The following is a 13,291-nucleotide window of genomic DNA, read 5'->3' as shown; positions in this document are numbered from 1 at the left end:
TAGCTTCGAGGCCGGGGCTAAATAAAGGGATCCGGATCGCCTGAACAGGTGCCGCTGCCCTGCTGGGCAGCCTTTATGATGCACAATGGATGCTGGGAGACCGGGGTTATGACACGGGCCGGTTCAGGGATGCCCTGGAAAAGAAAGGCACCATAAAGCCCTGCATTCCAGGACGAAGATCTTGCGAGAGACCTGTCAAATACAACAGGCAGAAATACAAACGCCGCAACCGCATCGAAAGCATGTTCGGATGGCTCAAGGACTGGGGTCGGGTCGTACCCCGGCGCTACGACAGATTCCCCCATATCTTCTTCTCAGCCATTCGCCGCGTCGCAACCGTCATGTTCTGGATATGAGCCCTATGCCTAGTCTGAAGATTAGAAGAATCCGTGCCCGCCTGAAAGGTCGGATCTGGTTCAATGTAGCTACAGATAGGATCGATTTGATTTCAGTGCAGTTATTTTTAATATCGAGATGAATTATAAAATGATCAATCTTTAGCATCGGAATTATGATTTACCTTGGTATTCCAGAAAATAAATGGAAAAGTTAGATTGAATTTAAGAAAGAGAAAAAATATCTTAAAATTATTTTGTAAATAAAATTAATATACATATACTAAAAACTGGACTTAAAAATATATAATACTATTATTAAATTTCTAATAAATAATATAAACTATTTAATGTGTATTTATATAAAATTCTAAATGAGAATGTATATTATTTTTATAAACATTTATATTGAACTTATTTTTGTTATCTAATTTTTTTTGGTGTATGGATGGCGAATCAAGATAACGAAGAGGATTATCCCGTGGCGATTAAAGACCCTAAAGTCATCGAGCATTTGAACACGCAGTTGACCAACGAGTTAACGGCCATCAATCAGTATTTCTTGCACGCACGTACATTGCGCCACTGGGGTGTGACGCTACTCGGTAAGAAAGAATACGAAGAATCCATTGAAGAAATGCATCATGCCGATTGGCTGATTGAGCGCATTCTTTTCTTGGGTGGTTTGCCAAATGTTCAGCGGCTAAATCAAATTTTGATTGGGCAGAGCGTTGAAGAAATTCTCGAATGTGATCTGAAGCTTGAGAAGAAAGCTCTTGAAGATCTTCGTGAAGGTATCGCGTATTGTGAGAGCGTACGAGATTATGTTTCCCGCGACCTTCTTCTTAAGATTCTTGTGAATGAAGAAGAACATGAAGACTTTATTGACCGTCAGTTTGACCTGATTAAGCAGGTCGGAATTGAGCGGTACATTCAAACAAATTCTGCCGCAGCACCTGATCAAGACTAAGTTCTTTGAAAATGCCCGAAAATCCCGGGCATTTTTTTTGATTTAAATTAGCAGTACACGTTTTGCGTTGTTGGCTGTGCGGTATTGGTATTTGCCAGACCGAGATTTCTCCGCTCCTGAATGGCTTGCTTTAAAAGGCAAACCATTCCTGGAACGCAGTTCCCACATTGAGCACGGCACTTCCTGGCAGTGTAAATTTCCGAGGGTCGGGATGCTCCGGCATCAATCGCCGACTCGACGTCTTTGTGGGAAAGTGCGTTACATGAACAAATGATCATGAGCTGCTCGTGGCGTCCTATCATGAGGCAATAATTTTCATATACGCCAAATGAGATTGGTTCGCAAATGCAGTTCGATTAAAATTTCCTTATGTTGTTTGGCCTATGTTCTGAGTGCTCCAACGCTGCACAACTGGCCTGATGGCGAAGTTACTGTGAATGCGGATCACACCAGGAAGGCGAGAGAGTTCTTCTTTATGGATGCGTTCGTAGTCTGCCAGGTCCCGGGCTGCCACATGCAGAAGATAGTCTGCTTCACCAGTCATCAGGTAGCACTCACGAATGTCGGCGCATTCCTTAATGCGGGCTTCAAAGCGTCTTAGAGCTTCGTCCGTCAGGCGCTCCAAGGTTATCTGTACAATGACTGTTGTCAGGTTATGTACAGACCGATCATCGATGACGGCATGATAACCTCGGATGACGCCTTTCTCTTCAAGCATTTTGACACGTCTCAGGCATGCTGAGGGTGAAAGACCAACGCGTTCCGCGAGGTCTGCATTGCTCATACGGCCGTCATGTTGCAGAAGGCGAAGAATGGATTCGGTGGTGCGATCGAAGATCATGTCACAATTTTCCGTCTTCCTTGGTTATATGCTGCATATATAATGTTTGAGACTGAAGAATATGCTGAATTTATGCAGGAAATTTCATTTCGATTTGCGATAGGGTGACGTATGACGATCTTATCAGCTCCTCACCTCTGGCCTGCCTCTCGGGCCGGTGCCACTCTTACGGTTGATCTCAAAGCTATAGCCAAAAACTATCGCTTTTTGAGGGATAGGGTGGGAACGGCAGTTTGTGCCGCTGTTGTGAAAGCGGACGCCTATGGGTTGGGTGCTGAGCAAGTGGCACCTATTCTTGAACGGGAAGGCGCAAAAGAATTCTTTGTCGCTCATGTTGATGAAGGAATCGCTCTGCGTCAGATCGTCTCACCCGAGACGCGGATTACGGTTCTGCACGGGCCGCGGCCGGGAGCTGCAGCTGAGTGTGTCTATTTCGGACTTCGGCCTGTTCTCAACAGTCTTGAACAAATAGATCTTTGGAAACGCGAGGCTGCGCGAGAGGGGGCTGTGCAGGAGGCTGTTATCCAGCTGGATAGTGGGATGTCCCGCTTTGGTCTCTCATGGGCGGATGTCAGGAAGCTTTCTGATGATCAAACTCTTTTGGACGGTATCAGTCTTGGGTTGGTGATGAGTCACCTGGCTTGTGCGGACGTTCCAGCCAGTGAAGCCAACCAAATCCAGCACCAAAGATTTCGGGACATGGCAGCCTTAATGCCTGCAGCTCCTTTGAGCCTCTCGGCTTCTTCGGGTATATTCCTAGGCACGGATTACCATATGGATTTAGTTCGGCCTGGCGCGGCTCTCTATGGAATCGCTCCTAACGCTGAACTGCCTAATCCCTTGCAGCAGGTTGTTTCTCTTCACGCCCGTGTTCTTCAATTGCGGGATGTGGAGGTAGGCGATGCTGTTGGGTACGGCTTGACCTATCGTCCAGAGAAACCGCGCCGTATTGCGACGGTGGCCGTGGGATATGCGGATGGTTTTTCCAGGCATAATAGCGGGACAGGTTGTGCATGGCTGGGAGATATCGCGCTCCCTATTGTAGGGCGTGTTTCTATGGATTCCCTGGCCTTGGATGTATCAGCGGTTCCGGAATCTCAGCTGCATGCAGATATGTATGTTGATTTGATCGGGCCACGCAGAAGCGTTGATGATGTGGCCACATCTGCGGGAACTATCGGATATGAAATTTTGACCTCTCTAGGTGGGCGATATTATCGCGAATATGTGGAGTAGAGTCATCCGATTGAGAGTGTAATCCCGTTTCAATGATTGACAGGGCTGTTTGAAAGACCCAAATACACGAATGAGCATCGCAAGTTGTTCAAGTGCCCTTTCTTTTGCGTTGAATTCGGAAAATTCATGTATCTCCGCCGCGATCGTGCCCTGACAGCTGTTTCAATCATGTTGGATGTTGCTTTTCACGCGGGGCGTTCCGGTGTGGTGAGTGGCGCTGATATTGCCAAGCGGGGTAATATGCTGCGTCGCGGGATCGAGCCTGTTCTTCAGGCTCTTTCGAGAGAAAAACTTCTGGATAGTGTGCGGGGGCCTAAAGGCGGTTATCGGTTGGGGCGTCCGCCCCGAACCATTACGGTGCATGAGATTGTTCAGGCCGTTACCGAAGAACACGCCCCCGATGGGGAAGCAGCCAATCCGTTAATAGAGAAGGTTCTTGAACCTTTTTGGGCTTCAATGAATGTTGAGCTAGCCAAAAAAATGGAAGCTGTGACCTTGGAAGGGTTGTTGCGTCAGGCTGAGGAAGCGGGAATGCAGCGACCTAATCGAGCTCCTATCTCCTTTTCAATATAACTAAAAAAATTAGTTATAAAAAATTATCACTAAAATTTGCTGATTGAGGTTGGAGAATTCACCATAATGGATCATTATTTGATCCGTTATGGTGAATTTTTCGTTGCTACGCTCAGTCCTTTTTCATTCGCTGCATTACGTTGAGAAGGTCTTCGGAGCTTCTTTTGACGTCATGCGAGGGGAAACCTGCGAGTTGATGGTTTATCCTATGTCAGTTTCGTTCCTGCGGAGGGCATTATGAAACGACCAGTTCGTGTTGGAGCAGGTGAGAAGCTTGTTTTGACGGCTAATCGCCTTCTGGACGGAAGAATCGTCTGGCGCGATCATGATGGACATTGGGCGGCTCGAGTTGGGGCAGCGGAAAAACTGGATGCTGACGCCGTGAGCGATGTTCTTGAGGAAGCGCAGGCGCGTGCCCAGCAGGATGGTGTCGTAGGTGTATATGAAGTGGCTGTACGCGACGTTGATCCTCCGGAACCTGTGACGGTGCGTGAGCGAATTCGTGCGCATGGTCCGACTGTACATCCCGAATTTTCAGTGGAGGCCGGGCAATGAACGCTCCTGTTGGCCATTACCAATATGATCAGAGTGACCGCGAATTTCTGGCCGCTCGCATCGACGAGTTTTCCGGGCAGGTAACGCGCCGTATTGATGGAAGCTTGAGTGAAGACGAATTCAAGCCGCTGCGGCTGATGAATGGTCTGTATCTTCAGCTTCACGCTTACATGCTGCGTGTCGCTATTCCGTATGGAACGATCGACAGTCAGCAGATGCGGATGTTCGCGCATATCGCGCGTCGGTACGATCGTGATTATGGGCACTTTACCACGCGTCAGAATATTCAGTTTAACTGGATAAAGCTGGAAGAAACTCCGGACATTCTGCGCGATCTGGCGAAGGTGGACATGCATGCCATTCAGACCAGCGGAAACTGCATCCGGAATGTGACGTCTGACGAATTTGCGGGTGCGGCTGCGGATGAAGTCGTGGACCCGCGTGTTCATGCGGAAATTCTGCGCCAGTGGTCTACATTGCATCCCGAATTCACGTTTTTGCCGCGGAAATTCAAGATTGCTATTTCTGGCAGTCCGAACGACCGGGTTGCGGCTCGTTTCCATGATATTGGGATTCTGGCTCGCAGTGGCGCGGACGGGCGTCCTGTCTTCCGGATCTTTGTGGGAGGCGGCTTAGGCCGCACGCCCATTATCGGGCAGGAGATATTTGACGCTGTGCCTGAAGAGCGTCTGCTTGCAACGCTCGAAGCGATTGTCCGTGTCTATAATGCGCACGGACGCCGCGACAATATTTACAAGGCACGGATCAAGATTCTGGTTCAGGCTTTGGGCATTGACGCTTATCGTGAGGCTGTCGAAGCTGAGTTGCAGCAGATGGATCTGGAGCATTACCGTCTGACGCCTGAAATGGTGGATGCGATCCGCGCGCGTTTTGCTGTTCCGGAACTCTCAGCCCCGGATAACGCTTCTCAGGAGCTCTCAGCCAGACGTGAGACTAATCCGGAGTTTGATCTTTGGGTTCGAAGCAATACGCATCCGCACCGTGATGCGGGTCATATTATAGCGGTTGTTTCGCTCAAGCCTGCCGGGGGAATTCCGGGAGATGCGACGTCCGCCCAGATGGACCGTCTGGCCGATTTGGCTGACGAATATTCCTTTGGCGAACTGCGGATTACGCATCTTCAGAACATTGTTCTGGGGCATGTTCGACAGGATCGGCTGTATGATCTGTGGCAGGCCCTGAAAGAAGTGGATTTGGCGTCTGCCAACATTGGCCTGATCGGGGACATCGTGGCATGCCCAGGGCTGGATTACTGCGCTCTGGCAAATGCACGTTCCATCCCGATTGCCCAGAAGCTGGGTGCCCGTTTTGGGGATGCCACCTTGCAGGCAGAAATCGGCGCGCTACGGATCAATATTTCAGGCTGCATTAATGCATGTGGCCATCATCATGCGGGTCATATTGGCTTGCTGGGTGTGGACAAGCGCGGGGAAGAGTTCTTCCAGATTACGTTGGGTGGCCGGGCAGAGAACGGTGCTTCCATTGGAACCATTCTGGGGCCAGCGCTTCCGGAGGACGATACGGTTGATGCGATTGCCCGGCTGGTGGATTGCTACCTTGGTATAAGGCAGAGGGGCGAGACGTTCCTCGATACGTTGGATCGACTCGGGGACGTCCCTTTCAAGGAGGCAGCTTATGAAACTGTTTGAGCTGAATGAACGTCCCGCCAAGTTTCATGAGGCATTGGTAACGCTTTCAGAGTTGGCAGAGAATACGGAAGCACGTGCTGTTCTTCTGGATATTGCTGATGATGCGACGGCGCTGAAACCGTATCTCAACCGGCTTGAACTGGTTGTTTTGCGCTTTCCGATCTTCCGTGATGGGCGTGTGTTTACGCAGGCGCGGGAATTGCGGGAGTACCTCCGCTTTTCGGGAGAAATTCGTGCGGAAGGGCATGTCCTTCCAGATCAGGCGGCCTTCCTCAAGCGGTGTGGCGTAGACAACGTCGTTTTGCCGGAGGGAAGTGACGTGGAGCTGTGGGAAAAACAGCTCCATCGTTTCCCGGTGGCATATCAGCGCTCTGTTCTGCCTTTTCGTCCTGTTGAGGGCGGCCTGCGGATTGAAGAAGACTCCTAACGGGTTCCGAACCATCCACGGCGCCAGAACCAGAAGAGCGGCAGGATGGTGGATAGAACCATCAAGGTAAGGCCGTAAGGGTAGCCATATTTCCAGGTAAGCTCCGGCATGTCCTTGAAGTTCATGCCGTAGATACCTGCGATCAGCGTTGGCATGATCCCGATTGAGCTGGCGACGGTGAGGACTTTCATGCCGTCGTTCTGCTCGATGCTGATGAAGCCCAATGTCGCATCCAGAAGGAATTGGACCTTGCTGACGATCTGGGCATCGAAGTCGCTCAGGGAAGCAATGTCGCGGCCTGCGACTTTGAGACGCGATTTAAATGTGTCAGCCGGCGTAGGTGATTTCCCAGCAGTATCTCTGGCGGGAAGGGGAGACGTGCCCTGATCCTTGGCCTTTTGCAGGCTTTGGCTGATGTAATCTTCCAGATAGATACGAACACGGTCGATGCCGAGGAGACTGTCCCGGACTGTTGAGGCTAGGTCTCCGGCATATCCGAGGCGGCGCAGGGTTTCGCGAAGCATGGCGCCCACGCGTGCGCGATCGCGCGGTTGCTCGGCGTTGAAGACGCGGCGGGAAATGGTGTCGAGAGTGCGCCCCAGGCCTTCGAGGATATCAGCCAGACGGTTGATAATCTCTTCGAGCAGTTCAACCAGCAGTTCCGTTGAAGACGGCGAGACCTTGCCTGCAGGGTATTCAGCCAGCTTTCCCCCTACGAGATCAAATGCGAAATAATCCGTATAGCGGACCGTGATGATTCTTTTTTCCGTCAGGATGAAACCGACGGGTTTGGAAAACGAGACGTCATCCGCACGGCGTACAAGGGGGGTGGAGAGATAGAGGCAGTTGTCCCGTTCATAATGGCGGGATGAGCTTTCGATCTCTTCCAGTTCTTCCAGTTTGGGAATGTGAACCCCAAGGAGTGTCTCGGCTTTTGTAATTTCATCATGTGTTGGATTGATGAGGTCAATCCAGTTCGTGGCATTGATATCGACGTCCGGGCCGATCTCGCGGGCCGGTGTGCCGGCGGGCCGGGCGAGAAGCATCAGAGAAAGATCCTTGGTCGGAGGCAGGAGGTGTTCTGACTCATGTCTTGAGGATGCGCTCCGTGCAAGGGGGCTGCCGAGAATTCGGTAAGGCTGATTTCTTGAAAAGGGTGTGGATGGACGTTCCCGTCTGGCCTTGGTATCGCTGGTTAGCCCTTTAAGCGGAACAGAGCCCGGTATGACGACCCCTTCATCTTCCTTGTCTAACTCCCTGCGTTCCGGACCGGACGAGCGCGGCCGGTTTGGCGTCTTCGGTGGACGCTTTGTTGCGGAAACGCTGATGCCTCTGGTTCTTGAACTGGAGGAGGCGTATCGCGCGACGCAGGCTGACCCAGCGTTTCGTGAGGAGCTGGACTACTATTACCGGGATTATGTTGGCCGTCCGAGCCCGTTGTGGTTTGCGAAGCGCCTGACGGAAGAGTTGGGTGGCGCGAAGGTTTATCTCAAGCGTGAGGAGCTGAACCACACAGGTTCGCACAAGCTCAACAATGTCATGGGGCAGATCCTGCTCGCCCGACGGATGGGCAAGACACGGATTGTGGCTGAGACGGGTGCTGGTCAGCATGGTGTGGCTACGGCCACGGTTTGTGCGCTCTTTGGGTTGAAATGCGTCATCTACATGGGCGCAACGGATGTTGAGCGCCAGAAGCCCAACGTCTTCCGCATGCATTTGCTTGGGGCTGAGGTAAAGCCGGTGACGGCCGGGGCCGGGACTCTTAAGGATGCTATGAATGAAGCCATGCGCGACTGGGTTGCGAATGTGGCGGATACGTATTTCCTGGTGGGCACGGTTGCTGGACCGCATCCGTATCCTGAGATGGTTCGTGATTTCCAGTCCATCATTGGTACGGAAGTGAAGGAGCAGATTGTCCGGGCTGAGGGGCGTCTGCCGGATGTGATTGTTGCGGCCATTGGCGGCGGCTCAAACGCAATGGGGATTTTCCATCCGTTCCTTGATGATGCGGATGTGCGTCTGATTGGTGTGGAGGCTGCCGGGCTGGGACTGGATTCTGGCAAGACGGCGGCATCTATTTCCCGTGGGCGCTCGGGAGTGCTCCATGGCAACCGGACGTATCTGCTTCAGGACAAGCATGGTCAGATCGAAGAGGCGCATTCGATCAGTGCGGGGCTGGATTATCCGGGGATTGGGCCGGAGCATTCGTGGCTGAATGATATTGGGCGTGCCGAGTATGTTGGTGTGACGGATCAGGAGGCTCTGGATGCGTTCCAGCTTCTGACGCGGACGGAAGGCATTATTCCGGCTCTCGAATGCGCCCATGGACTGGCGCATGTCATGAAGATTGCGCCGGAGATGCCGAAGGACAAGATCATCGTGCTGAACGTCTCTGGCCGTGGAGACAAGGATATCTTCACTGTGGCGAGCCATCTGGGAGTGAACCTGTGAGCCGTATCAAAGCCCGTTTTGAAGCCCTCAAGACGGAGGGACGGGGTGCACTGATTCCGTATCTTCAGGCGTTTGATCCGGATTATGAGACCTCGCTTGAGCTGCTGAAGGCGATGCCAGCTGCGGGGGCGGATCTGATCGAGATTGGTGTGCCGTTCTCCGATCCTTCAGCGGACGGTCCGACGATTCAGGCTGCGGCACTGCGGGGGCTGAAAGCCGGCGCGACGTTGGGCGGCGTTCTGGAGATGGTTCGGTCTTTCCGGGAGACCGATGCCGAGACGCCGATTATTCTGATGGGATATCTGAACCCGATTGATAGCTACGGGCCAGCGGAATTCTGCTTTGATGCGGTTCAGGCGGGTGTGGATGGCATCATTGTCGTGGATATGCCGACGGAAGAGGCGGATCTGCTGGATGCCCATGCGCGGGCAGCCGGGCTGGATATCATTTCTCTCGTGGCGCCGACGACGGCCCGGACGCGTCTGTTCCATGTGCTGAAAGATGCGTCTGGATTCGTGTATTATGTGAGCATCACGGGGATCACGGGGACGGGCAGTGCCAGCCAGGCGCAGCTTGAGGAAGCTCTTCCGAAGATTCGGGAAGCGACGGATCTGCCGGTTGCGATCGGGTTCGGAATTTCGACGCCTGAGCAGGCGCGGGCGGCATCCCGGATTGGGGATGCGGCTGTTGTGGCGTCTGCTTTGATCAAGACGATGGCGGGGACGTTGTCTGAGGGGCAGGCGACGGAAAAGACGGTTCCATCCGTATTGAAGCAGCTTATTGAGTTGTCTGCGGCCGTTCGGGGTTGAAACCTGTTTCGGGTGGTGAATTTGGAGCGCATCAGGGGTTTCTCTGATGCGCTCTTTTTATTTGCAGTCTGATCACGTGCGATTGCGCAGTGACATGCCAAAAAGAATGGCAGATGCCCCAGCCATCAGAAGCTCGATGGCAATCAGGGTTCCGATTAGCCACAGGCCTGACCACGGCAGTGTCATGTAGAGAAGGATGCCAATCAGGAGCGTGAAGACGCCACTGACGGCGAGGAGGCCCCAGCCACCTGTTGTGCGGTGCCCGGCGGCCCAGAAGGCACGGCTAAGGCCTGCGAAGATAAGGCAGCCTGCAAGGATAGCCGTAATGAAGACCGATCCGGTTGCGGGCTCTTCGATGAGGAGAAGTCCGCCAAGAATGTAAAGTCCGCCGATCAGGCCGGAAAGCCACTGGTTGGGCAGGGGGAGCCCGCGATGCGCGAAGCTCTGCATGATTTGGGCGATTCCACCGATGATGAGCAGAACGCCCAGAAGGACCATGCTGGCAAGCGTTGTGGCGATCGCATCAAAGGCTGCCAGAAGCCCCAGGACGACCAGGAAGGCGCCCACGCCGATGAACCATCCGGGTTTCAGGCCTGACTGAGGGGAGAACTGCACGGTATTGAAACTGTCGGACATTGGGGTTTCTCCGGACGGGAACAATGGCCCGTCTGTTCACTGATTTTGCCTGATTAAACCGCGAGGACGCTCAGTGGTTGCAGGTGATCGCGGTGCGTGTTCCTTAAGGGAGATGGTGCCATATTTTTCCGAGGCTGGGCACAGTTCTGTATGGCAAGGCTGGCATAAATGTGCTGGCAACGCTAAAACGCGGCGATTATGAATGGCCTGTACAAGAGCCTTTTCCCATTCTGGCCTTCGTCCCGAAGGCAGGCAGAAAGTAACGAGACGACATGAGCTGGCTGACCGATTACGTCCGACCCAAGCTGCGTGGCCTGCTTCAGCGGGACGTGCCGGATAATCTTTGGACAAACTGCGATTCCTGCGGGCAGATGATGCTCGTCAAGGAAATGGAGCGCTCCCAGAAGGTGTGCCCGCATTGTGGGCATCATATGCGTGCGACGGCAAAGGAGCGTCTGGCCTGGACGTTCGATGGTGGCGAATATACGACCATCGAGCTGCCGAAGATGCCGGTTGATCCGCTGGGGTTCAAGGATTCCAAGCGTTACACCGATCGTTTGAAGGACGCGCGGAACAAGTCTCATCTTGATGAGGGGCTTGTGGTCGCTCATGGCCGAATTCAGGGGCAGAAGGCTGTGGTGGCCGTCATGGCACCTGAGTTCCTGTTGGGAACGATGGGAGCAGGTCTGGGTGAGGCTTTTGTGGCGGCCTGTCGTTTGGCTGTTCTTCAGAAGGCCCCGCTGGTGATTTACACGGCTTCCGGCGGTGCGCGTATGCAGGAAGGCGCTGTCAGCCTCATGCAGATGCCGCGTACGACGATTGGCGTGCAGATGCTTCAGGAAGCTGGTCTGCCCTATATCGTGGTCTTTACGAACCCGACGACAGGGGGCGTATCAGCGTCTTTCGCAATGCTGGGTGATATTCACATTGCTGAGCCGAATGCGCTGATTGCTTTTGCTGGTCCTCGTGTGATTCAGGACACCGTGCGCGAGAAACTACCGGAAGGTTTTCAGAGGTCCGAGTACCTGCGTGAGCACGGGATGGTTGATATTGTTGCAAAGCGCTCCGAGCTGCCTGAGCTTCTGGGGCGCGTTCTTGGTATGCTAACTCGCCAAAAGGCGGCTCCGGACGTCGCTGCCTGATGGGTGCCCAGAAGGGGGAGCCGGTCCGCCTGGCTGGTGAATATCAGGGACGGCCGGGCGAGGTTCTTGCCCGGTTGCACCAGTTATATCCCAAGCTGATTGATCTTTCTCTTGGGCGGCTGGAAGTTCTTCTGGCTAAGCTGGGTCATCCCGAACTGCACTTGCCGCCAGTCATTCATGTTGCTGGTACGAACGGCAAGGGGAGCACATGCGCCAATCTGCGGGCGATTGCCGAGGCAGCAGGTCTCCGTGTGCATGTGATGACCAGCCCGCATCTTGTGAGCATTACTGAGCGGTTTCGTCTGGCAGGGAAGCTGGTTGACGAAGATACGCTGGTGGATGCTTTTGAAGAGGTTGAGCGCGTTAATGCAGGTGCGCCCATTACCGTCTTCGAGGTTTTGACGGCCGCAGGTTTTCTTCTTTTCTCTCGCATCCCTGCTGACCTTGTCATTCTTGAAGTGGGTCTCGGTGGACGGCTGGATGCCACAAATGTGGTTCCTAAGCCTGCTGCGTGTGCCATCACGACGATCAGTCTGGATCATCAGGCCTTTCTGGGAGAAACGCTTGAGGCCATTGCTGGTGAAAAAGCTGGGATTATCAAGCCTAGTGTGCCCGTCGTTGTCTCTCCCCAGGCTTCAGAAGCGTTAAATGCCATTCGGTCGCGTGCGGAGGCATTGAAGGCGCCTCTGTGGAGCCTGGGACAGAATGTGCATGTTCGGGTGGATGGTCTAAAGCTGCATTATTCTGACCCACAAGGTGACCTTGAATTGCCCTTGCCGGGTTTGAAGGGGCCGCATCAGGCAACAAATGCAGCTCTTGCGATTGCGGCTTTGCGGGTGTCTGGGTTGAATATCCCGTTGAGTGCGTATGAGGGTATTGCCAGAACTGACTGGCCTGCCCGGTTACAGCGATTGCATGGAACGCTTGCTGCTATGCTGCCAGCTGGGTGGGAGCTTTATCTGGACGGTGGCCATAACCCTGGTGCAGGTGAGGTGCTAGGGGAGGTGCTTGATGGTTGGAAGGATCGACCTGTTCACATCATTGCCGGGGTCAAGCAGAGCAAGGACGTGAGTGGATTTCTCAAGCCCCTCTTGGCGCGGGCAGCAAGTGTTCAGGCTGTGGCGGAAGTTGACCAGCATCTTGCCACGCCTGTGGAGGAGCTTGTTGCTGCGTCCGGGGGAATCGCAATCGCTGGGCCGACGATTGTCAAAGCTTTGGAGCGTTTGGCTGAAAGTGGGCAAGAGCCCGCACGCGTGCTGATTTGCGGTAGTCTTTATCTTGCGGGCGTTGCTCTTGCTCAGGATGGCTGGGTTTCCGTCTGAGCGAAGTTTTGTCGGACCAGATCATCCCATTCCTGCATAATGGTCTGGTCCGGCATCCTCGCATCCGCTCTGGAATACCAGTAGCGGGCGTTGGCCAAATCTCCTTCCTGTCGGTGAAGAAGGGCGTGAATACGGTCGTTTGGTCGTATGCCTTCGGCTGATTGCACCAGTTCGTGTGCTTTGGCCCAATCCTGCTTTCCAATCCACCAAAGTGCTGTTTGAGGAAGAGACAGGCCGGTCGGCGGACTGGTGTTCTTGAGGCTTTCATAGAACTGCTCTTTTGAGATCATGTCCTGCGTCCTGATGTAGCGATTGAGAGGCTGA

At 53.5% G+C, this 13,291-nt stretch carries 15 protein-coding genes and 1 pseudogene; 11 read left to right on the top strand and 5 right to left on the bottom strand.

Going from position 1 to position 13,291, the window contains the following annotated elements; translation table 11 throughout:
• Positions 1 to 44: 44 nt before the first annotated feature.
• Both GCE01_RS14155 and bfr read left to right on the top strand, forming a co-directional pair.
• Positions 45 to 356: pseudogene (locus tag GCE01_RS14155) on the top strand (transposase); the annotation flags it as partial.
• Between the two features lie 460 nt (positions 357 to 816).
• Positions 817 to 1,305: a bacterioferritin gene (bfr, locus tag GCE01_RS14150; RefSeq protein ID WP_086633061.1), complete on the top strand. Its 489-nt coding sequence runs from the start codon at positions 817 to 819 to the stop codon at positions 1,303 to 1,305.
• Positions 1,306 to 1,352: 47 nt separating this feature from the next.
• Here bfr and GCE01_RS14145 read toward each other — a convergent pair whose 3' ends face one another.
• A complete protein-coding gene (locus tag GCE01_RS14145; protein WP_086633141.1) occupies positions 1,353 to 1,583 on the bottom strand; it encodes a (2Fe-2S)-binding protein in 231 nt (76 codons plus the stop codon).
• Positions 1,584 to 1,672: 89 nt separating this feature from the next.
• Positions 1,673 to 2,146 carry an Lrp/AsnC family transcriptional regulator gene (locus GCE01_RS14140; RefSeq protein WP_086633062.1) on the bottom strand — a complete coding sequence of 158 codons (474 nt, stop codon included), beginning with the start codon at positions 2,144 to 2,146 and terminating at the stop codon, positions 1,673 to 1,675.
• Between the two features lie 111 nt (positions 2,147 to 2,257).
• On the opposite strand from GCE01_RS14140, the gene alr reads away from it, so the two are divergent.
• The 5 genes from alr (at position 2,258) to GCE01_RS14115 (ending at position 6,607) form a co-directional block, all read left to right on the top strand.
• The gene (gene alr, locus GCE01_RS14135) at positions 2,258 to 3,382 is read left to right on the top strand and encodes an alanine racemase (RefSeq protein ID WP_099213346.1); all 1,125 of its coding nucleotides are present in this window, start codon (positions 2,258 to 2,260) and stop codon (positions 3,380 to 3,382) included.
• A 126-nt stretch (positions 3,383 to 3,508) separates the two neighbouring features.
• Positions 3,509 to 3,955 (top strand): RrF2 family transcriptional regulator, encoded by a 447-nt coding sequence (locus GCE01_RS14130; protein ID WP_064274282.1) that lies wholly within the window; start codon positions 3,509 to 3,511, stop codon positions 3,953 to 3,955.
• Between the two features lie 237 nt (positions 3,956 to 4,192).
• Positions 4,193 to 4,510, top strand: a complete 318-nt coding sequence (locus GCE01_RS14125) for a DUF2849 domain-containing protein (RefSeq protein WP_099213345.1) — start codon at positions 4,193 to 4,195, stop codon at positions 4,508 to 4,510.
• The gene (locus GCE01_RS14120) at positions 4,507 to 6,180 is read left to right on the top strand and encodes a nitrite/sulfite reductase (RefSeq protein WP_099213344.1); all 1,674 of its coding nucleotides are present in this window, start codon (positions 4,507 to 4,509) and stop codon (positions 6,178 to 6,180) included. Before GCE01_RS14125 ends, GCE01_RS14120 begins: the two co-directional genes overlap by 4 nt.
• Positions 6,167 to 6,607 (top strand): DUF934 domain-containing protein, encoded by a 441-nt coding sequence (locus tag GCE01_RS14115; RefSeq protein WP_086633067.1) that lies wholly within the window; start codon positions 6,167 to 6,169, stop codon positions 6,605 to 6,607. Before GCE01_RS14120 ends, GCE01_RS14115 begins: the two co-directional genes overlap by 14 nt.
• Here GCE01_RS14115 and GCE01_RS14110 read toward each other — a convergent pair.
• Positions 6,604 to 7,653, bottom strand: coding sequence for a CorA family divalent cation transporter (locus GCE01_RS14110; protein ID WP_046900308.1), 1,050 nt, complete (start codon positions 7,651 to 7,653; stop codon positions 6,604 to 6,606). The two genes, GCE01_RS14115 and GCE01_RS14110, sit on opposite strands and share 4 nt — an antisense overlap.
• 178 nt (positions 7,654 to 7,831) lie before the next feature.
• Here GCE01_RS14110 and trpB point away from each other — a divergent pair, with 178 nt between their 5' ends.
• Both trpB and trpA read left to right on the top strand, forming a co-directional pair.
• The gene (trpB, locus tag GCE01_RS14105; protein WP_086633068.1) at positions 7,832 to 9,058 is read left to right on the top strand and encodes a tryptophan synthase subunit beta; all 1,227 of its coding nucleotides are present in this window, start codon (positions 7,832 to 7,834) and stop codon (positions 9,056 to 9,058) included.
• Positions 9,055 to 9,867 carry a tryptophan synthase subunit alpha gene (gene trpA, locus GCE01_RS14100; protein WP_099213343.1) on the top strand — a complete coding sequence of 271 codons (813 nt, stop codon included), beginning with the start codon at positions 9,055 to 9,057 and terminating at the stop codon, positions 9,865 to 9,867. Before trpB ends, trpA begins: the two co-directional genes overlap by 4 nt.
• Positions 9,868 to 9,939: 72 nt before the next feature.
• On the opposite strand, the gene GCE01_RS14095 is transcribed toward trpA, so the two are convergent.
• On the bottom strand, positions 9,940 to 10,503 hold the full coding sequence (locus tag GCE01_RS14095; RefSeq protein ID WP_086633070.1) for an HdeD family acid-resistance protein: 564 nt from the start codon (positions 10,501 to 10,503) through the stop codon (positions 9,940 to 9,942).
• A gap of 272 nt (positions 10,504 to 10,775) precedes the next feature.
• Here GCE01_RS14095 and accD point away from each other — a divergent pair, with 272 nt between their 5' ends.
• Together accD and GCE01_RS14085 are read left to right on the top strand one after the other, a co-directional pair.
• Positions 10,776 to 11,645, top strand: a complete 870-nt coding sequence (gene accD, locus GCE01_RS14090; protein ID WP_086633071.1) for an acetyl-CoA carboxylase, carboxyltransferase subunit beta — start codon at positions 10,776 to 10,778, stop codon at positions 11,643 to 11,645.
• The gene (locus GCE01_RS14085) at positions 11,645 to 12,967 is read left to right on the top strand and encodes a bifunctional folylpolyglutamate synthase/dihydrofolate synthase (RefSeq protein WP_099213342.1); all 1,323 of its coding nucleotides are present in this window, start codon (positions 11,645 to 11,647) and stop codon (positions 12,965 to 12,967) included. Before accD ends, GCE01_RS14085 begins: the two co-directional genes overlap by 1 nt.
• Here GCE01_RS14085 and GCE01_RS14080 read toward each other — a convergent pair.
• Complete coding sequence (locus tag GCE01_RS14080; protein WP_046900302.1) at positions 12,943 to 13,257, bottom strand: hypothetical protein; 315 nt, start codon at positions 13,255 to 13,257, stop codon at positions 12,943 to 12,945. The two genes, GCE01_RS14085 and GCE01_RS14080, sit on opposite strands and share 25 nt — an antisense overlap.
• Positions 13,258 to 13,291: the final 34 nt, after the last annotated feature.

The sequence above is a fragment of the Gluconobacter cerinus genome, from assembly GCF_002723935.1.
GTDB lineage: Bacteria > Pseudomonadota > Alphaproteobacteria > Acetobacterales > Acetobacteraceae > Gluconobacter > Gluconobacter cerinus.
The sequence above is the reverse complement of the archived record's forward strand: the minus strand, read 5'-3'. Positions and strand labels throughout refer to the sequence as shown.

Bases quoted from the DNA above. Each gene is read 5' to 3' on its own strand.
- GCE01_RS14145 (WP_086633141.1), bottom strand. From the start codon at position 1,583: ATGATCATTTGTTCATGTAACGCACTTTCCCACAAAGACGTCGAGTCG.
- GCE01_RS14130 (WP_064274282.1), top strand. From the start codon at position 3,509: ATGTATCTCCGCCGCGATCGTGCCCTGACAGCTGTTTCAATCATGTTG.
- GCE01_RS14085 (WP_099213342.1), top strand. From the start codon at position 11,645: ATGGGTGCCCAGAAGGGGGAGCCGGTCCGCCTGGCTGGTGAATATCAG.
- accD (WP_086633071.1), top strand. From the start codon at position 10,776: ATGAGCTGGCTGACCGATTACGTCCGACCCAAGCTGCGTGGCCTGCTT.
- GCE01_RS14140 (WP_086633062.1), bottom strand. From the start codon at position 2,146: ATGATCTTCGATCGCACCACCGAATCCATTCTTCGCCTTCTGCAACAT.
- GCE01_RS14095 (WP_086633070.1), bottom strand. From the start codon at position 10,503: ATGTCCGACAGTTTCAATACCGTGCAGTTCTCCCCTCAGTCAGGCCTG.
- GCE01_RS14125 (WP_099213345.1), top strand. From the start codon at position 4,193: ATGAAACGACCAGTTCGTGTTGGAGCAGGTGAGAAGCTTGTTTTGACG.
- GCE01_RS14080 (WP_046900302.1), bottom strand. From the start codon at position 13,257: ATGATCTCAAAAGAGCAGTTCTATGAAAGCCTCAAGAACACCAGTCCG.
- GCE01_RS14120 (WP_099213344.1), top strand. From the start codon at position 4,507: ATGAACGCTCCTGTTGGCCATTACCAATATGATCAGAGTGACCGCGAA.
- trpB (WP_086633068.1), top strand. From the start codon at position 7,832: ATGACGACCCCTTCATCTTCCTTGTCTAACTCCCTGCGTTCCGGACCG.
- GCE01_RS14110 (WP_046900308.1), bottom strand. From the start codon at position 7,653: ATGCTTCTCGCCCGGCCCGCCGGCACACCGGCCCGCGAGATCGGCCCG.
- GCE01_RS14115 (WP_086633067.1), top strand. From the start codon at position 6,167: ATGAAACTGTTTGAGCTGAATGAACGTCCCGCCAAGTTTCATGAGGCA.
- alr (WP_099213346.1), top strand. From the start codon at position 2,258: ATGACGATCTTATCAGCTCCTCACCTCTGGCCTGCCTCTCGGGCCGGT.